18 protein-coding genes are annotated in these 18,268 nt (G+C 66.0%); 10 read left to right on the forward strand and 8 right to left on the reverse strand.

The window, feature by feature from the left end:
• Position 1: 1 nt before the first annotated feature.
• From MSM1_RS10990 to MSM1_RS11005, 4 genes are all read left to right on the forward strand, one after another.
• Complete coding sequence (locus MSM1_RS10990; protein WP_213442145.1) at positions 2-1,021, forward strand: 3-oxoacyl-ACP synthase III family protein; 1,020 nt, start codon at positions 2-4, stop codon at positions 1,019-1,021.
• A complete protein-coding gene (locus MSM1_RS10995) occupies positions 1,021-2,064 on the forward strand; it encodes a histidinol-phosphate transaminase (protein WP_213442147.1) in 1,044 nt (347 codons plus the stop codon). Before MSM1_RS10990 ends, MSM1_RS10995 begins: the two co-directional genes overlap by 1 nt.
• A 33-nt stretch (positions 2,065-2,097) precedes the next feature.
• Positions 2,098-2,616 carry a MarR family transcriptional regulator gene (locus tag MSM1_RS11000; RefSeq protein ID WP_213442149.1) on the forward strand — a complete coding sequence of 173 codons (519 nt, stop codon included), beginning with the start codon at positions 2,098-2,100 and terminating at the stop codon, positions 2,614-2,616.
• A 166-nt stretch (positions 2,617-2,782) separates the two neighbouring features.
• Positions 2,783-4,147, forward strand: coding sequence for an HNH endonuclease signature motif containing protein (locus MSM1_RS11005; protein ID WP_213441140.1), 1,365 nt, complete (start codon positions 2,783-2,785; stop codon positions 4,145-4,147).
• Between the two features lie 91 nt (positions 4,148-4,238).
• Here MSM1_RS11005 and MSM1_RS11010 read toward each other — a convergent pair whose 3' ends face one another.
• Positions 4,239-5,423 (reverse strand): GAF domain-containing sensor histidine kinase, encoded by a 1,185-nt coding sequence (locus tag MSM1_RS11010; protein WP_213442151.1) that lies wholly within the window; start codon positions 5,421-5,423, stop codon positions 4,239-4,241.
• A gap of 44 nt (positions 5,424-5,467) precedes the next feature.
• A complete protein-coding gene (locus tag MSM1_RS11015) occupies positions 5,468-6,139 on the reverse strand; it encodes a response regulator transcription factor (RefSeq protein WP_213442153.1) in 672 nt (223 codons plus the stop codon).
• A gap of 96 nt (positions 6,140-6,235) precedes the next feature.
• On the opposite strand from MSM1_RS11015, the gene MSM1_RS11020 reads away from it, so the two are divergent.
• On the forward strand, positions 6,236-7,126 hold the full coding sequence (locus MSM1_RS11020) for an HAD family hydrolase (protein WP_236055936.1): 891 nt from the start codon (positions 6,236-6,238) through the stop codon (positions 7,124-7,126).
• Here MSM1_RS11020 and mmsB read toward each other — a convergent pair.
• The 5 genes from mmsB to MSM1_RS11045 all read right to left on the reverse strand — a co-directional run bounded on the left by mmsB (position 7,101) and on the right by MSM1_RS11045 (position 11,456).
• Complete coding sequence (gene mmsB, locus MSM1_RS11025) at positions 7,101-7,985, reverse strand: 3-hydroxyisobutyrate dehydrogenase (protein WP_213442157.1); 885 nt, start codon at positions 7,983-7,985, stop codon at positions 7,101-7,103. The two genes, MSM1_RS11020 and mmsB, sit on opposite strands and share 26 nt — an antisense overlap.
• An 8-nt stretch (positions 7,986-7,993) precedes the next feature.
• Positions 7,994-9,160 (reverse strand): isobutyryl-CoA dehydrogenase, encoded by a 1,167-nt coding sequence (locus tag MSM1_RS11030; RefSeq protein ID WP_213442159.1) that lies wholly within the window; start codon positions 9,158-9,160, stop codon positions 7,994-7,996.
• A gap of 8 nt (positions 9,161-9,168) precedes the next feature.
• A complete protein-coding gene (locus MSM1_RS11035) occupies positions 9,169-10,689 on the reverse strand; it encodes a CoA-acylating methylmalonate-semialdehyde dehydrogenase (RefSeq protein ID WP_213442161.1) in 1,521 nt (506 codons plus the stop codon).
• A gap of 252 nt (positions 10,690-10,941) precedes the next feature.
• Positions 10,942-11,151 (reverse strand): hypothetical protein, encoded by a 210-nt coding sequence (locus MSM1_RS11040; RefSeq protein ID WP_213442163.1) that lies wholly within the window; start codon positions 11,149-11,151, stop codon positions 10,942-10,944.
• 23 nt (positions 11,152-11,174) lie between these two features.
• Complete coding sequence (locus tag MSM1_RS11045) at positions 11,175-11,456, reverse strand: transposase (protein ID WP_236054795.1); 282 nt, start codon at positions 11,454-11,456, stop codon at positions 11,175-11,177.
• A gap of 255 nt (positions 11,457-11,711) precedes the next feature.
• Between MSM1_RS11045 and MSM1_RS11050 the strand changes: the two genes are divergently transcribed.
• The 5 genes from MSM1_RS11050 (at position 11,712) to MSM1_RS11070 (ending at position 17,539) form a co-directional block, all read left to right on the forward strand.
• Entirely contained in the window at positions 11,712-13,058 is a 1,347-nt protein-coding gene (locus MSM1_RS11050) for an IS256 family transposase (RefSeq protein ID WP_213442165.1), read from the forward strand.
• 384 nt (positions 13,059-13,442) lie between these two features.
• Positions 13,443-13,736, forward strand: coding sequence for a hypothetical protein (locus tag MSM1_RS11055; RefSeq protein ID WP_236055940.1), 294 nt, complete (start codon positions 13,443-13,445; stop codon positions 13,734-13,736).
• Positions 13,737-15,110 (forward strand): WXG100 family type VII secretion target, encoded by a 1,374-nt coding sequence (locus MSM1_RS11060; protein WP_213442168.1) that lies wholly within the window; start codon positions 13,737-13,739, stop codon positions 15,108-15,110.
• Positions 15,107-15,706, forward strand: coding sequence for a hypothetical protein (locus MSM1_RS11065; protein ID WP_213442169.1), 600 nt, complete (start codon positions 15,107-15,109; stop codon positions 15,704-15,706). Before MSM1_RS11060 ends, MSM1_RS11065 begins: the two co-directional genes overlap by 4 nt.
• Positions 15,707-16,057: 351 nt before the next feature.
• Entirely contained in the window at positions 16,058-17,539 is a 1,482-nt protein-coding gene (locus MSM1_RS11070; RefSeq protein ID WP_213442870.1) for an IS1634 family transposase, read from the forward strand.
• A 145-nt stretch (positions 17,540-17,684) separates the two neighbouring features.
• Here MSM1_RS11070 and MSM1_RS11075 read toward each other — a convergent pair whose 3' ends face one another.
• Entirely contained in the window at positions 17,685-18,266 is a 582-nt protein-coding gene (locus MSM1_RS11075) for a transposase (RefSeq protein ID WP_307857359.1), read from the reverse strand.
• Positions 18,267-18,268: the final 2 nt, after the last annotated feature.

Below are 18,268 nucleotides of genomic sequence, written 5' to 3' on the forward strand. Positions count from 1 at the left end.
CGTGAGCCAGCCCCCCGTGAGCCTGATCGATGTCTCCAGCTACCTGCCCGGTGAGCCGGTCAGCGCCGACTACTACGCACAATTCGCCGACTCCGACGAGTTACGCGGCAATCTCATGTTTCGCGCGCCTGCGTTTCGTCACCACGTCGGGCCGGAGGAAACCGCGATCGACATGGTGGAGCGCGCCGCGCAAGGACTGGTCGAACGCCACGGCCGAGACGTCATCGCCGATGTCGATGTGCTGATCACCCACACCCAGCTGCCCGACATCCCGTTCTACGGCGCGGGCGGTGGGATCGCTCACCGGCTGGGCATGCACCCCTCCTGGGTACTCGACCTGCACAACGGCGGGTGCGCAGCATTCGTGCTGGGGCTCAAGGTCGCCCGCTGCCTGCTGGCGTCCGGTGAAGGGCGGACCGCGCTGATCGCGGTCGCACAGAATGCCGCCGGCCAGGTTTTCGACCAACCCGCGGTGCGCCGCAAGGCGCAGGCGGCGATTCCCGGCGATGGTGCGGCGGTCGGCCTTGTCACGCTCTCCGATCGATCACCCATCCTCGACGTCGAGTGCCGCACCTACGGCGCATACGCCGGCGACATGACCCTCGCCATCGACCCACCCCGCAAGTGGTGGCAGCCCGGGCCCGGCGAGGGTTTCATCGGTTTCACCGACACCAAGATCGCCAAGGTGCTCGCCCGCGGCAACCGCCTGGTTCCCGAGGTAGCGCTTGCGGTGTGCGATCGAATCGGTATATCGCCCAAAGACATTGATCTCCTGGTCACCAACCAGCCCAGCCGTGTGTTCCTGCGTAACTGGCGCGAAGCCCTCGGGGTGCCATGCGAACGCCATCGGGATACCTTCGACGAATGCGGCAACCTCTTCGGTGCCGGTATCCCGATCAATCTGCACCGCGCGATAACCGAGGGACAGCTCCACTCCGGCGATGTCGTCTTGATGGCGGCCTTCGCCCATGCCGGTGACTTTGCCGGCGCGGCCGCCGTGCGGTGGGGTGGGCGAGACTGATGAGTGAAGCGGCGCGGCCGAGTTCGGCCACCGCTGCGATCTTCGGCGCGCTTTCGCCGGCGGTCGATCCGTTCGCGCTGTCCCTCAACGAGAACCCTTTCCCGCCATTACCGGCGGTGCGCTCGGCTTTGGCTCGCGCTATCGACACCGCCAACCGCTATCCGGAGTTCCGGCCAGACCGGTTGCGCCGGTTAGTGGCACACCGCATCGGCGTTCGCGACGATCAGGTGGTGCTGGGAGCGGGGGCGTCCGGGGTCGCGATGCAGGTGTTGCACACGGTGGCGCTGCCGGGGGATCGGATTGTGCTGAGTCAGCCCACATTCGACGGGTATCCGATTTTCGCCGAGATGGCCCGGCTGCGACCGACCATCGTGGCGCTGGACAAGTACGGCCATCACGACCTGGCGGCGATGGCCGACGCCGCCGCGGACGCAAGGGTGGTCGTCTTGTGCCGCCCGCACAATCCCACCGGAACGCTGGAGCCACTGGCATCCGTGGAGTGGCTCCTGGCGCGAGTGCCGCGTGACACGGTGGTACTGCTCGACGAGGCCTATATCGAGTTCGTCGCCCCGGGGCATCGCATCGATGGACCGGAGCTGATCCAGCATTTTCCGAATGTCGTTGTGCTGCGGACGTTCTCCAAGGCTTACGGACTTGCCGGACTGCGTATCGGATACGGGTTCGCGGCACCCGAGTTGGCCGGCACGCTGTGGGCCATGCAATTGCCGTTCGGCGTAAGTAACACCAGCGCGGTGGCGGTCGCGGCGTCCTATGACGCCGAAGATCAGTTACGGCAACGCATTCGGCGGATCAACGCCGAGCGCAATTACCTGCGGCGACGCCTGTGCGCCATGAGCGTCTACAGCACCGATTCACACGCGAGCTTTGTGTACCTGCCGCCGAGGGGTCGGCCATGGCACGAGGTGTTCGCCGGTACCGGACTGCGGGTGCGCCACTACACCGATGGTGCGGTGCGCATCGCCGTCGGCGGCCGGGCGTCCACCCTAGCGGTGCTGTCCGCGCTGGGAAAGGCGCCGGGCTGACCCGCTCGCGGCAAAAGTGCGGTAAGAAAAAGCGTGGCTGCCGAGCAACCCGACAAGCGATCCGCCAAACCCGACCCGATCGCTCAGGCGAGGGCCAACTGGGAGCGTGCCGGCTGGGGCGAGGTTGCCGACGGCATGGTCGCGGTGACCTCGGTGATGCGGGCGCACCAGATCCTGCTCGCCCGCGTCGAGGCGGCCTTGCGCCCATACGACCTGAGTTTCTCCCGCTTTGAGTTATTACGCTTGCTGGCGTTTAGCCGCACCGGGGCGTTGCCGATCACCAAGGCGTCCGACCGGTTGCAAGTGCACGTCACCAGCGTCACCCATGCGATTCGCCGGCTGGAGGCCGACGGGCTGGTCAAGCGGCTGCCGCACCCCACCGATGGCCGGACCACCCTGGTGCAGATCACCGACCTGGGCCGAGCCACGGTCGAAGACGCCACCGTCACCCTCAACGAGCAGGTGTTCGCCGATATCGGGATGTCCGTCGAACAAGCCCGGGCGCTGGTGTCGTCGATCGAAACGTTGCGGCACAACGCCGGGGATTTCTGAATGGGTCGGGCTCGCCGACGGATCACCGAATTGACTTGTGTCACTCACCTGCGTCGCCCCTGGCCCCTGGGCCCTGGCGGCAGGGAGTTGTCCACAGCCTGCGGTTGATCCACAGGACGCCGTGCGCGCAGGCCGGTGTGTCGGCGCCGCCTGATAGTGTTCGAACATGTTTTCTAGTAGTCGGGAGCAGATCGCGCGGCGTTTCGACGCGCTGCACGAGGCGGTCTCCGGGCTGCTGGAGCTGTCTTTTGAGGTGTTAACCACACCGGAGCGGTTGCGATTGCTGGAGGATCTGGAGCGGGAGGCCCGCCGGCTTCCGGTGCCGCGCCACGAGCTGATCAACGGGGTGCGCCGGCAGGCCAGCGCCGCGGAGCTGGGCGGCACGCTGGCGCAGGCGCTGGCCGAGCGGCTGCGCATCACCCGCGCGGAGGCCAACCGGCGCATCGGTGAGGCCCAGGATCTGGGGCGGCGGGTGGCGGTGACCGGCGAGCCGCTGCCGCCACGGCTGCCCGCGACCGCCGCCGGGCAGCGGGAGGGCCAGATCGGTGCCGGACACGTCGCGGTGATCCGCCGGTTTTTCGACCAGCTGCCCTGCTGGGTCGATGTCGACACCCGGCAGTGCGCCGAGGCGCAGCTCGCGAAGCACGCCGCGCTGTTTCGCCCCGAGCAGCTGGCCAAGCTGGCCGATAAGCTCAGCGATTGTGTGAACCCGGACGGGAATTTCACCGATGAGGATCGCGCGCGCCGGCGCGGGCTTACGGTGGGCCCCCAAGGCCCCGACGGCATGGCGCCGCTGCGGGGCTGGCTGTCCCCGGCCGCGCGCGCCGCCCTGGAGGCGGTGCTGGCCAAGCTGGCCGCCCCCGGCATGGCCAACCCCGAGGATCCCACCCCGGTCCTGGATGGCGCGCCGTCGCAGGAGGCCATCACCCACGACACCCGCAGCAGCGGCCAGCGCAACCACGACGGGCTGCACGCCGCGCTGCGGGCGATCTTGGCGTCGGGGACACTGGGGCGGCACAACGGGTTGCCGGCGTCGATCATCGTCACCACCAGCCTGCGCGAGTTGGAGGCCTGCGCCGGGCGCGCGCTCACCGGGGGTGGGTCGCTGCTGCCCATGAGCGACGTCATCCGCCTGGCGCAGCACGCCCACCATTACCTGGCGATTTTCGACAAGGGGCGCGCGATCGGGCTCTATCACACCAAACGACTCGCCTCACCGGGTCAGCGAATCGTGCTCTACGCCAAAGATCGCGGGTGCAGCGCCCCGGGCTGCGATGTGCCCGGCTATCTCACCGAGGTGCACCACGTGCGCCAGTGGGCCCACACCAAAACCACCCACATCGATGACCTGACCCTAGGCTGCGGCAGCCATCACCGGCTGATCACCCCCGGGGGCTGGAGCACCCGCAAACGCGCCAACGGCGACACCGAATGGATCCCCCCGGCACACCTCGACCACGGCCAACCCAGAGTCAACACCTTTCACCACCCCGAAAAACTCCTCCACGACGACAACGAAGACGACCCGTAAGGATCGCCGCACCGGTTCGCGTGTGCGCCAAGGCAAACACGATCGGTGCGGGCCACCGTCGCGTCGCAGGCCCCTAGGGGACGCGAACAGACTAGGCAGACGGCAGCGGAATGGTGGCCATCACCGCCGTCCCGGCGCCGGGGCGCGATCGGATGTTCAGCTTGCCGCCGACGAGTTCGGCGCGCTCGGCCATCGACAGCACACCGTAGCCGCCCATCTCGTCGCCGCCGAGCGGATTCTCGAAAGTGTCGAAACCCACGCCGTCGTCGACGATTTCCAGCTGGGCGGCGCCATCCTCGACTGCGAACTTCAACCGGGCGATCGTCGCATGGGCGTGTTTGACGACGTTTTGCAGGCCTTCCTGCGCGATGCGGTAAAGCGCCAGCTCGATGTGCTCGGGCAGCCGGACATCAGAGACATCCACGCGCACATCCAGCTGCGGCATCGAGCGGGCCAGGCTGGCTAGACCGCCGGCCAGGCCGAGGTCGTCGAGCACCGGCGGGCGCAGCCCGCTGATGGCGGCACGCGCCTCCTGCAAAGTCAACTGGGCGAGCTGGCGGGCCTCATCGAGTTGTCGAGCGGCTTCGACCGGATCGTCGCTGACGGCGCGGGCCGCGGCGTCCAGGCGGTATGACAAGGTGATCAAGCGCTGCGAGATCCCGTCATGGATATCGCCGGCAAGCCGGCGGCGCTCGATCTCCTGCGCCTCGATTACTTGCTCGACGAACAGCTCGTGGGCGCGTTCTCGAGCCACCAGCTGCCGGTGTAACCGCGCCTGATGCATGGCCCCGGCGATCAGCCGGCCGATGACCGACAACAGCTCGACATCACCGTGAGTGAACTCCCGCCGCGCGACCGTGTGCACGTTGAGCACGCCGACCAGGCCGCCCGGGTCGGTTTCCATGGGGACCGACACCATCGAGGTGAAATCCCGTCCACGCAACGATGGGATCGGCAGGTAGCGCGGGTCGCCCTCCTTGTTGTGGGTGATCACCACGGGCTCCCGGTGCGTCGCCACCCATCCGGAGACCCCGGAGCCCAGCGGCAACCGGATCTTGCCCACCTGCGCGTCGAACGGCGGTGTCGCGCCGGCGAGCGTAAGCGAGCGACCACTGTCGTCCAGGACGTGCACGAAGCAGACGTCGGTCCCGGTGGCCGCGGTGATCATCCGCGCGGCGGCCGCCGCCAGCGGTTCGACCCCGGGCCCGCTCGAGGCGGCCTGGATGAGCTCGCGCAGCAGGACCAGTTCGCGATCGGCGTCGACGAGGTCGCGCACCGCATGTGGTCCACGTTTGTCGGGTTTATCCCGGCCCGCGGGCGTCACAGGTAGATTCCCTCGCGCAGGGCGGTCGCCACCGCGCCGGTACGGTCGCTGACACCGAGCTTGCGATATATCGACCGCAAGTGGCTTTTAACCGTCTCCTCGCCGATGACGAGCCTGTTGGCGATGCCGCGATTGGACAACCCGCTGACGATGCACGCGAGGATCTCGCTCTCGCGTTGCGTCAATCCCTGCCGCGCGCCCGGCCAGAACTCGTCGCGCTGCAGCCGCGCCGCCGTGTCCGCCGCCCGGGCCGCCATTCCGGGATCGATGACCGTCTCCCCGTCGCGAACCAACTCGAGCTGGCGCACCAGCTCGTCGCTGCTGACGCTTTTCAACAGGTAGCCGCGTGCGCCCACCCGTAACGCCTGAAACAGATACTGCTCGTCGTCATACACCGACAACATGACGACCTTGCGGTGCGGGTTGCGCTCGCGCAGCGCCCGGCACAGGTCTAATCCGCTGCAGCCTTGCATGCGGACATCGCACAGCACGATATCGGGATCCAGGCGGTCGATGACGCTTATCGCGCGTTCCGCCCCTACCGCCTGCCCGATCACCTGGACCCTATCGCCGAATGCGGCGAGCATCGCCTTGAGACCCTCGATGACCATTTCGTGGTCGTCGACGAGCACGAGTCGCACAGGTTTGCTGGCGGACGCGACCACCATGGCAACACCTTAGAACGCGTCGTCCGCGCAGCGCACCACGGCCACCAGGGGTGGGGCAGAGGCCCGGCGCCGGCCGGCGTCCCGCCGTGATTAGCCATGGCAATCCCCCTCATGGGGGACGACCAGCGCGACGCTGCCGGGCAGGCTACCGGTGTGCGAACCGTGCCGATGCAGACGCGGACGTTCTGGTGGGAGCGGGCACGTCCGGCGGGCACCGCGGTCCAGCCCCTGCGTGCGGTGTTGTTCGATGCCGAGACCGCGCTGGCCGACCTGGAACGGGATGGCCATCGGGTGGCGTACAACGCCGCATTTGCCGCACACGGTCTCGACATCAGTTGGGCAGCCGAAGAGTACGGGCGGCTGTTGCGCATTTCCGACGGTGAGCGCCGTGTCGCGACAGAGCTTCGGCGGCGGGGCTTCGGCCGCTCCGCCGGCGCGCTTGCGGCCCAGATCTACCGAACCAAGACAGCGGTGTTCGGCGAGTGCGTCCTCGGTGGCGATGTTGCGCCCAGGGCCGGGCTCATCGAGTTGATCATGAGCCTGTTCGTCGCCGGTATCTGGGTGGGCGTGCTCAGCGCCCAGCCTCGGGGGCTAGTCGAATCGCTGGTACGCCAACTCGTGGGCGACGGGCTTGCCGAGACCATTGTGACCGGTGACGATGTGGACCCGCGCGACGGGGATGTCGAGCTATACCGGCTAGCGTTGTGGGAGCTGGGAGTGACGCCCGAAAGCGCCCTGGCTGTGACGGGTTCGGTTCAGGGACTCGCAGCGGCCGGCGCCGCCGGGCTACCCGCTGTCGTCGTCACCACCGCTTACACCGCCGGCCAGAAGTTCCCCGGTGCGGTCGCTGTCCGATCCGGCTACGACTCGCGACGTGGGGAACCCGAGCCGTTGCTGGCCGCGGGTTGCCAGCGGCTGCATGGGCAATGGTGGACCCGCCGGAAGCGGTCCGGATCCCCCGTCAGCTCCCGCGCAGCATCTCGATGACCGCGCTGAAGTCCTTGTCGGGATGCTCGGCGGCGAACCTGGCGTAGATCTCCGCGGCATGACTGCCCAGCGGGGCGGCCGAGCCGGTGGCGGCCACCGCATCCATCGCCAGGCTCAGATCCTTGTTCATCAAGGCGGTGGCGAAGCCCGGCTTGAAGTCATGGTTGGCCGGTGACGTGGGCACCGGCCCGGGCACCGGGCAGTTGGTGTGCACCGCCCAGCAGTTGCCGGTCGCGCCGGTGATGACGTCGAACAGCGACTGCGCGGACAATCCCAGCCTCTCGGCCAGCACGAAGGCCTCGCCGATCGCGATCTGCTGCACCGCGAGCACCATGTTGTTGCACAGCTTGGCGGCCTGGCCCGCTCCAGCCGCCCCGCAGTGGATAATCTTGCCCGCCAAGGGTTCCAGCACCGGGCGCGCGCGTTCGAGGGCGGCTTCGTCGCCACCGACCATGAAGGCCAATGTGCCCGCCACCGCACCCGCTACGCCACCGGAGACGGGAGCGTCGAGTTGGGGGTTTCCCCGCGAGTCGGCCAAGGCATGCACCTCGCGGGCGTGGCTGACCGAGATGGTAGAGCTATCGATGAACAGCGCTCCCGATGCCGCGGCGGGCAGGACCTCGGCGTAACAGCGTTTGACGACGTCACCGTTGGGCAGCATGGTGAAGACCACCTCCGCCCCGGCTACCGCTTCGGCTCCGCTGTCGAACATGACGACACCGTGTTCGGCGGCGGCGGCCGCGGCCTCGGGCATCGGGTCGAAGCCATGGACGAGATGGCCCGCGGCAACCAGATTCGCCGACATCGGCCCACCCATATTGCCCAAACCTAGGAACGCGATCCTGACGGAATTGGCCATCGGCTCTCCTACGCGGTGGCGCGGACGCGCGCGGCCTCGGCGCGGCCGATGACCATCCGCATGATTTCGTTGGTTCCCTCGAGGATTCGGTGCACCCGCAGATCACGCACGATCTTCTCCAAACCGTACTCGCGCAAATAGCCGTAGCCGCCGTGTAACTGCAGAGCCTTATCGGCGACGTCGAAGCACGCGTCGGTGACATAGCGTTTGGCCATCGCGCACAGCTCGACCTTGTCGGCGTCGTCGCTGTCTAACGCGCTCGCCGCCCGCCACAAGAGCATTCGCGATGCTTCCAACGCGGTGGCCATATCGGCCAAGGCGAACCTAATGGTCGGCTCGTCGAGCAAACTGCCACCGAACGCCTGGCGATCCCGCAAATACGGCACCGCTTTGTCGAACGCGGCCTGAGCGCCACCGAGCGAGCACGCCGCGATGTTGATCCGGCCCCCATTGAGGCCGTTCATCGCGATGCCGAAACCGGCGCCTTCGCCGTCTGCGCCACCTAACATCGCGTCGGCGGGAACCCGTACCCCTTCGAACACCACTTGGGCCGTCGGTTGCGCATTCCAGCCCATCTTCTCTTCATGAGTACCGAAACTTAACCCGGGGGTTCCCTTTTCTACGACGAACGTCGATATCCCGCGGGGGCCTTCGGCTCCGGTGCGAGCCATCACGATGTACACGTCCGAGGCTCCGGCGCCGGAAATAAACTGCTTGACACCATCAAGAACGTAGTCACCACCTTCCCGGGCGGCGCGGGTGCGCAACGCGCCGGCATCCGATCCCGCTCCAGGCTCGGTCAAACAGTAACTGGCGATGGAATCCATCGTCGCCAGCCGTGGCACCCAGATCTTGCGCTGTTCCTCGGTGCCGAAGGCATCAATCATCCAGGCGCACATGTTGTGGATGGACAAGAATGCGGCGATGCTCGGATCGGCGATGGCCAGTTGCTCGAAAATGCGCACCCCGTCAAGCCGGCGCAGCCCGCTGCCCCCCACGTCGTCGCGGCAGTAGATTGCCGCCATCCCGAGTTCGGCCGCCTCACGCAACACGTCCACCGGGAAGTGCTTGGTGGCGTCCCATTCCAGGGCATGCGGGGCGATCCGTTTCTCGGCGAACGCCGCCGCCGTCTCCACGATCACCCGTTCGTCGTCATTGAGACCGAAGAGTTGCATCGCTGGCGCTACTTCATCGTGGGGATGACGAACTCGGCACCGTCTTTGATGCCCGATGGCCAGCGAGAGGTGACGGTTTTCACCTTGGTGTAGAACTGGATCGACGCCGGTCCGTGCTGGTTGAGGTCACCGAAACCGGAGCGCTTCCAGCCACCGAAGGTGTGGTAGGCCACCGGGACGGGGATTGGCACGTTGACACCAACCATGCCGACCTGCACCCGGGAGGTGAAGTCGCGCGCGGTGTCCCCGTCGCGGGTGAAGATCGCCACCCCGTTTCCATACTCGTGCTGTGATGGCAGTCGCAGCGCTTCCTCGTAGTCGTGGGCGCGGACGATGCACAGCACCGGTCCGAAGATCTCGTCGGTGTAGATCGACATGTCCGGGGTGACATGGTCGAACAGGGTGGGCCCGATAAAGAATCCGCCCTCGAGGTTCGCGTCACCGAACGTCAGGTCATCGCTGCGGCGCTCGCGGCCGTCGACCACCACTTCAGCGCCCGCCGCCACCCCCTGGCCGATGTAATCGCGCACTCGCTTTAGCGCGGCCTCGGTAACCAGGGGCCCGTAGTCGGCCTTGGGATCCAGGCTGTGGCCCACCCGTAGGGCGTTGACGCGCTCAATTAGTCTGGCGCGCAGCCGCTCGGCAATTTGTTCGCCGACGGGAACCGCAACGCTGATCGCCATGCAGCGTTCGCCGGCACTGCCGTATCCGGCACCGATCAGGGCGTCGACGGCCTGATCCAGGTTGGCGTCGGGCATCACGACCATGTGGTTCTTTGCGCCCCCGAAGCATTGGGCACGCTTGTCGTTGGCGGCGGCCGTCGCGTAGATGTAATGGGCGATATCGGAACTGCCGACGAAACCGACCGCCTTGATGTCGGGGTGACCGAGGATGGCGTCGACGGCCTCCTTGTCGCCGTGGACGACCTGAAAGACACCGGGCGGCAGTCCGGCTTCGGCGAACAGCTCGGCAAGCCGCACAGGTACCGACGGGTCTCGCTCAGAAGGCTTGAGAATGAATGCATTTCCGCACGCGATGGCGGGACCGGCCTTCCACAGCGGGATCATCGCCGGGAAGTTGAACGGGGTGATACCGGCGACCACGCCGAGCGGTTGGCGCAGCGAGTAGACATCGATGCCCGGTCCGGCGCCTTCGCTGAACTCGCCTTTGAGCAGGTGGGGTATGCCGATGCAGAACTCGATCACCTCGATCCCCCGCTGGATGTCGCCACGGGAATCCGACAGTGTCTTGCCGTGTTCGAGCGAGAGCGACTCGGCCAGCTCATCCATGTGGTCGTTGACCAATTGGACGAAGCGCATGAGCACTCGCGCCCGGCGCTGCGGGTTCCATGCGGCCCAGCCCTGCTGTGCTTCCACGGCCGATGCCACCGCAGCGTCGACATCGGCCTTGGTGCCCATCGGCACGGTGGCCTGGACCTGGCCGGTGTTGGGGTTGAACACGTCACCGCTGCGCTTGGATTGCCCGGTGGTGCGCCTGCCGTCGATGAAGTGTGGAATCTGTGTGGTCATGGGGCGTCCTTGGCGACGGAGTGAACATCAGGAATACTAGGACATCCTAGTAACGAAGGGCCGGCTTGGCAAGATGCGCGGCGGGTGACGTCGGGACGTCGGGGAGGCGTCGGCGGATATTTTCAGCCCCGGTGCCAAGCTCAACGATCTTGATGCTGTGCGGGTGCTTTTACCTGCGCGTGCTAGCCCCTGAATAAGTATGTTCTCGCGCGCTGTACTCATCCCTCACACCTGTCAATCGTGCGACCACCGTCAGCACACCGCCTCAATAGAAAGCCCTCCCGGTGCCTTTGGCTGGCACGGATGTTTGGTGGCATAGGCGCGCAGCCAGGCCCGCAGATCGGCATCCGGGTCGGCCGGGGTCTGCGCGACCGGAGTGCGCCGGTAGGTAGAACGAGCCAGCCCAACCGCCTTGCACGCCAACCGCTCCGACATGCTCAACACCTCTTTGAGCATGTCCACGGCGCGACGCTTGGCGGCCGGGCTCAGAATTTTCCCTTCGCAACCTCCCGCAACGCATCCTTTTCCAACTCCGCCTCGGCCAGCAGCCGCTTCAACCTCGCGTTCTGCTCCCGCAACTCCTTGAGCTGCCTGGCGGCATCGATATCCATCCCGCCATAGGTGCGCCGCCAGTTATACAGCGTCGCCGGCGACACCTCCAGCTCGGCGGCGATCTCCTCACCGGTCTTGCCTGCCGCCCCCAGCTCATCCGCACGGCGCAGCTTGCGCACGATGTCCTCCGCGGAATGCCGCTTCCGACCAGCCATGTGTTTCATCGTCCCTTCCACACCCATCCACGGGGGCCACAAGACTCTAAAACAAGGCGGACTCATTCACCGGGAACACCCCAGCCTGACCTCCGATTGAGCCGTTCGCGATCCCAGCAACCCGCACGACCCCGGTCTTTACGATCAGAGCTCAGCGGCTCCCCGTCGATTAGGTCGTGTCCCTGCGGCGGTGTAAAAGGGTTCGGACGTAGGTTCCCTCCAAGACGGGAAGTCTGAGGAAAGGAGCCTACGTCCGTGTCGAAGAGGATATCGCCTGCGCAGCGGTTGCAGGCAGAGATTGATGGGGTGTTCGCCGGTGGTGAGGATTTGTCGCGTGCAGTCGAGCGGGTGGCCCAGTTGGGCGCGCAGCTACTGCTGCAGTGCGCGTTGGAGGCCGAGGTGAGCGCGTTTTTGGGCCGGGATCTCTACCAGCGGGCCGCTACCAGCGAGGATCCGCGGGCTGGGATGCGTAACGGGTATTGCCCGACCACGGTCAAAACGACCGCCGGCCCGATCACGCTGGAGCGGCCGAAGGTGCGCGGCACCACCGAGCGGTTCGCCAGCCAGTTGTTCGGCACGGGGGTGACCAAGACCAACGCGCTGGAGTCGCTGGTGATCGCCGGGTTCGTGCGCGGGTTGTCGACCCGCGACGTGGAGGCCACCTTGGTCGAGGCGCTCGGCGAGGGCGCGGCGGTGTCGAAGTCGACGGTGTCGCGGGTCTGCGAAGACATCAAGACCCAGGTCGCGTCCTGGAGCCGTCGGCGCCTCGACGAGGTGGAGCTGGACTACCTGTTTTTGGACGGCAGCCATTTCACGTACCACGCCAACGCCTCGGCCGAGCCGGTGCTGGCCGCGTGGGGCATCGACACCGACGGCAAACCGGTGTTCGTCGGGCTGGAGGCCGCCTGCAGTGAGTCCGGGGATGCCTGGGAGGGGTTTTTGCGCGGGCTCGGCGAGCGCGGGCTGGCGTGCCCGCTGCTGGTGATCAGCGACGGCGCACCGGGGTTGATCGGCGCGGTGGAGCGCACCATGGGTGCCGCGCTGCGCCAGCGGTGTCTGGTGCATCGCGCCAGAAACATCCTTGCCAAAGTGCCCAAAAACGCCCAAGCCGAGGTGAAGGCCGACTACTGGGCGATCTTCGATGTGCCCGAGAACATCGCGCCTGGCCGCGACGCGGTCACCTACGTGCACAAGAGGATCGACGCGTTCGCCAAGCGTTGGCGCGACTCGTATCCGGCGGCGGTGCGGTGTCTGCTTGATGACCGTGACTCGCTGACGGTCTACCTGCGGTTCCCACGGGAGCATTGGGCCCGGGTGCGCCACTCCAATTTCATCGAGCGGACCTTCGGGGAAACCCGCCGCCGAGTCAAGGTCATCGGCCGACTGCCCGGCGAGCACTCCTGCCTGAAGCTGGTGTGGGCCGTACTCGACCGCGCCTCGGCCGGCTGGCGCGGGTTCACCATGACACCGGCCGGGCTACGGCTACTACAGGACCTGCGAAGGTCGTTGCATGACCCACCGAACCAACTGCCGCAACGAAATTCGGAAGTACGCGCCGAAACCGGAGCGGCGCCGGCCGATGCTGTCGGCGCCATCGCATAAAATCACAATCGCAAGTGAGCGGAATCTATGCCCGAACTTTTACACCGCGATTGGGACGCCACCAGGTGTCGATCGTGCAGGCGGGCTCGAACCACGAATCCAGCCTCAACCCCTTCCGAGGAGCGGCCGGTCACGACACGCCGACGTCGCCGTTCTCCCGACGGGGTCTTGCCGACCGCGGTATCGGTCAGGCATTCCGCCGACACACTTGATGACCGACCACCCACTCGAAAGGTCGCAAAGCAGCAGGCCAGCTCCAGCCTGTGGACAGGGGTCCAGCCCCACGGTCTTGACAAGGAATCGTCCTGTGCCCTACCCGGCTATTAGGTCTTGACAATTGCTCTCGACTGCTTCGATGCTGGGATACCGATTACACTCCCGGGAATGGAAAAGCTGCGGGTCGACGTCGGTGGCGTGCAGGCGTTGGTTGGCCGCACCGAGGGCCTGGCCAGCGAGCTGGTCGCCGGGACGGCGCCGACGGCGCCTGGGGTCTCGTGTTGGGACAGCTCGGCAGCGGTGAACATTGTGCATGCCGCTGCCACGGTGACTGGTGATGCGCTGGCTGCACGGACACAGACCACGGCCGCCAAGATCGCCGCGGCCGACGCCTCCTTTGTCGCCCACGAGGCGGACTCGGCGACCGAGCTGGCCGCGGTGGACAAGTCGGCGACGGTGTAAATGGCTGCGGCGGGGTGGCTGCCGACGCTGTCGCAGATCCAGTCGGTGCCCAGCGAGCAGCTGCGCGAAGCCGCCCGCATTTGGCGGGCCACCGGCACCCGCTGGGAGCAGGTGTCCGCCCAGCTGCGCGATGAGGCCGCGCAAAAGGTGGTGTGGCAGGGGGCGACCGCCGATGCCCTGGAAGCGCGCACCTACAACGACTGGGTGATCACCGTCGGGAAGGCCAATCAGCTGCATGAGGCCGCGGACATCGCCGAGCGGGGTGCCGATCAGCTTGACGGCGCCCAGCAGCACACGCTGGATGCGGTGGCGGAGGCCCGCGCCGACGGGTTCCGGGTGGCTGAAGACCTGTCGGTCACTGACACCCGCACGGGCGGTTCGCGCGAGGGGCAGGCCGCCCGACAAGCCCAAGCCAAAGCACATGCCGCTTATATCCGCCACTGCGCCGCCGGGCTGGTCGCCGTCGATCGCGAAATTTCGGCTAACATGCTGGCCGCCACCCAAGGGCTCGGCACCATCGGCTTCGGCGACACTCCGCTCCTCGGCATCGACCAGATGCGATCACCGAAGACAGAGCACAACGGGGTGCAGCTGGTCGGCTACGGCCACCAACCGGAGGCACCGAGCCCCGGCAATCCCACACCTCCGCACAAACCGACCAAAACAGCGCAAGATGTACACAAGGCGCTAGATCCGCTTCCCAGTGGGATGAACAAGGGCGTCAAAGAGCTTCCCACGCCGGAGGAAATTCGAGAGAAGTTTGGGATCCTCACCCAGAATGCGCCCGATGCGCCTCCTACCAAGAGACCCTATGCAGGGACGCGGCGCATTCTCGATGATGGAACCATTATCGGCATACGAGAGAGCCAGAAATGGGGGCCGACATTAGACGTTACTTACCCGGACGGAACTAATCAGAAGGTTCATCTGCCGGAACCCGTGGAGGGTGCCAAACCGCCACCCGCAAGCCCGCAAACACCGCCAGTAATTAGTGCTCCTCCGACGCTGCCGCCGGAGCTAAATCATCCCCCCGTTGCGCCGCTGCCGGTGCAATCTGGCCATCCACCGATCACGCTGCCGCCAACGCAGGTCGTCGATCCAGCGACGCTCCCGCCGTGGTTGCAAAACCCTTTACCACCCGGGTTTCAGGTCACCCCCAGCCAGCCCCCGCCAATCTTCGACTGGGACGTTCCCGATGCGCCACCTCTGGTCGCGCCTATGCCACCGCCGTCTGGCCCACCAATCACGATCCCGTCGCCTCCCCCCGTGTCGCCTGGCGATGCAGCCGTCGGAGGAGCACTTGCAGGAGCCGGAGCGGTCGGAGCGTGGATCCTCTCCCAACTGCGTAAGCTCTCGCACCCGTTCAGCCCATGACAGCCGCGGCGCAGGAACCTTCAGAGTGGCACCGGTTGGCGGCGGTGTCCTCGCTGGTCGATGTGGTGGCGCGCCACGTTGACGACCTAATTCAGCTCCCCGCCGAGCGCTTACCGGAGTGGTTGACCGTGTTGGGTGTGCCCGCGGGCTGGCGTATCGCCCGGTTGGACGGCAACGCTGTTCAGCCCTCACGGATCGCGGTGTGCAGTCGGCAATCCCAGGGCGGCGGGGAGGCGTGTGAGACGATCAGCGTGTTTCGATTCACCGGCATCGCTCCCGTCGATGTCGTGCGAGCCAACGCCGACTGCACGCTGCGCGACCTGCGTGCCAACGACATCACCGCCCAGACTCTGATGACACCGCCAGTTCCAGGGGTGATCGCGGTGCGCAGCAGCGGATACTTCAACACCACCGGGCTACGCGTGTGGGCCCAATACAGCACCTACATCGCCGGCTCAAATCAACCGGGTAAGGGCCGCCTGATCCAACACAGCATGTTCGTCGAATCAGGCTCTCGAGCAGCGCTAAACGACGACATCACCCGGCTCAGCAACGCCATCCACCGTGCATTCCTCACCTCTGTTGGAGCACGCTGAAAACGAACTGGAGGTTGGCGAATGAGGCGACTTGAAAATGTCCGCCGCTTTAGCTTAGTCAATTGAGTGAGTCTTCGTGATCATCTTCGAGTGACTGTGCGATCCGTTCGCCTTTGTCGGTGAGATTCAACCAACAAAATACCGTCCACGTCAGGTCATCGTCGAAGTGGGTGAATGACATAGACGTCGTGGATCCCGACTTAGGACTTTTTCGGCTGTTGACGTTCGTACGGACCGCTGATCTGCAGTTTTCATCGTTGTCGAGCTGATATTTGCACACGAGTTTCGGGTTCGTAGGGTGCTGTGGTGGCCTACGTGCGCACCGTGAAGACCAGCTCGGGGGCGACCGCGGTGCAGATCGTGTGGTCCACACGGCGCGGTTCGCGCCAGATCGAGCATCTGGGCTCAGCCCATGACGACGCCGAGGTCGAAGCGCTCAAGGCCGCCGCGCGCCAACGGCTTTCCGAGGGCCAGGGTGCGCTGGATCTGGGGCTGAACACCGTCGGCGTCGACGGCGAACCGTTGGAGATCGCCGCCTCCAAGGCTAGCCACCTATGGGATGGCTTGTGCCGGGCCTACCAGATCCTCGGTTTTGATACCGCCACCGGCGGAGACGAGGTATTTCGCGATCTGGTTCTGGCGCGGATCATCGAACCGACCAGCAAGGTCGACTCGCTGCGGGTGCTCGCCGAGGCCGGCGTCGAGCCGGTCGACTATCGGACCGTGACACGGCGCCTGCCGGTGATCGCCAAACCGAAAGTGCGCCAAGCACTATCAGCAGGGTGCGCCGCCCGTGCCGGGCTGGGTCCGGCGCCGCTGGTGCTCTACGACGTGAGCACGCTGTATTTCGAAACCGACATCGGCGATGGGTTTCGCGAGCCCGGGTATTCCAAAGAGCGCAAGCTAGAACCGCAGATCACCATCGGGCTACTCACCGACGCCAGTGGGTTCCCGCTGGCCGTGGAAGCCTTCGAGGGCAACAAAGCCGAGACCGCCACCATGCTGCCGGTCATCAACACCTTCAAGACCGCCCACCAGTTGACCGACGTCACCGTGGTCGCTGATGCCGGGATGATCTCGGAGGCCAATCAGATCGCACTGCAGGCCTCGAGGTTGTCGTTCATCCTGGGCACCAAGATCGCGTTCGTGCCCGACGTGCTCGCCCGGTGGCGCGACAAACACCCCGGTGAGCAGATCCCCGACGGGCAGATCTTCACCCAGCCCTGGCCGGCCACCAGCGCAGAAAAGGCCCGCGGGATACCCGACCGGGTCATCTACTACCAGTACCGCCACGACCGGGCCCGGCGCACCCTGCGCGGCATCGACGAGCAGGTCGCCAAAGCAGAGCGTGCCGTGGGCGGTCACGCCCCGGTCAAGCGCAACCGGTTCATCAAGCTGTCGGGGGCCACGAAGTCGGTGAACAGGGATCTGGAGGCCAAGGCCCGCGGCCTGGCCGGATTGAAGGGCTACACCACCAACCTCACCAGCCAGATACCCGAGTTCGTTATTGACGCCTACCACCAGCTGTGGCGCATCGAGAAAAGCTTCCGCATGTCCAAGCACGACCTGCAAGCCCGCCCGATCTACCACCACAAACGCGAATCGATCGATGCCCACCTGACGATCGTCTTCGCCGCCCTGGCCGTCAGCCACTGGATCGAGCACCAAACAGGTTGGACCATCAAGAAATTCGTCCGCACCGCCCGCCGCTGCCGCACCGTGCGCATCAAGGCCGGCAGACAAATACTGACCGCCGCCGACCCGCTACCCGACGACCTCCGTGACGCGCTCGCCAAGATCCTCGCCAAGATCAACGCCGGCCATGCACACTAAATTGTCCTAAGTCGGGTCTAGCTCCGGCACGGAAATCACCGCACCAAGCAGCTAACCTTATGGTGCTATCGGCCTTCAGCTGGGTGGCGTCCCAATCGCGGTGTAAAAGTTCGGGCATAGATTCCGCTCACTTGCGATTGTGATTTTATGCGATGGCGCCGACAGCATCGGCCGGCGCCGCTCCGGTTTCGGCGCGTACTTCCGAATTTCGTTGCGGCAGTTGGTTCGGTGGGTCATGCAACGACCTTCGCAGGTCCTGTAGTAGCTGTAGCCCGGCCGGTGTCATGGTGAACCCGCGCCAGCCGGCCGAGGCGCGGTCAAGTACGGCCCACACCAGCTTCAGGCAGGAGTGCTCGCCGGGCAGTCGGCCGATGACCTTGACTCGGCGGCGGGTCTCCCCGAAGGTCCGCTCGATGAAATTGGAGTGGCGCACCCGGGCCCAATGCTCCCGTGGGAACCGCAGGTAGACCGTCAGCGAGTCACGGTCATCAAGCAGACACCGCACCGCCGCCGGATACGAGTCGCGCCAACGCTTGGCGAACGCGTCGATCCTCTTGTGCACGTAGGTGACCGCGTCGCGGCCAGGCGCGATGTTCTCGGGCACATCGAAGATCGCCCAGTAGTCGGCCTTCACCTCGGCTTGGGCGTTTTTGGGCACTTTGGCAAGGATGTTATCCGTTAACCGGCCCTCGCAGGGGCGACACGCTCGGCGCAGGTGAGGTCCCACTA

The organism is Mycobacterium sp. SM1 (assembly GCF_018361265.1).
In the GTDB taxonomy this organism is placed as follows: domain Bacteria; phylum Actinomycetota; class Actinomycetes; order Mycobacteriales; family Mycobacteriaceae; genus Mycobacterium.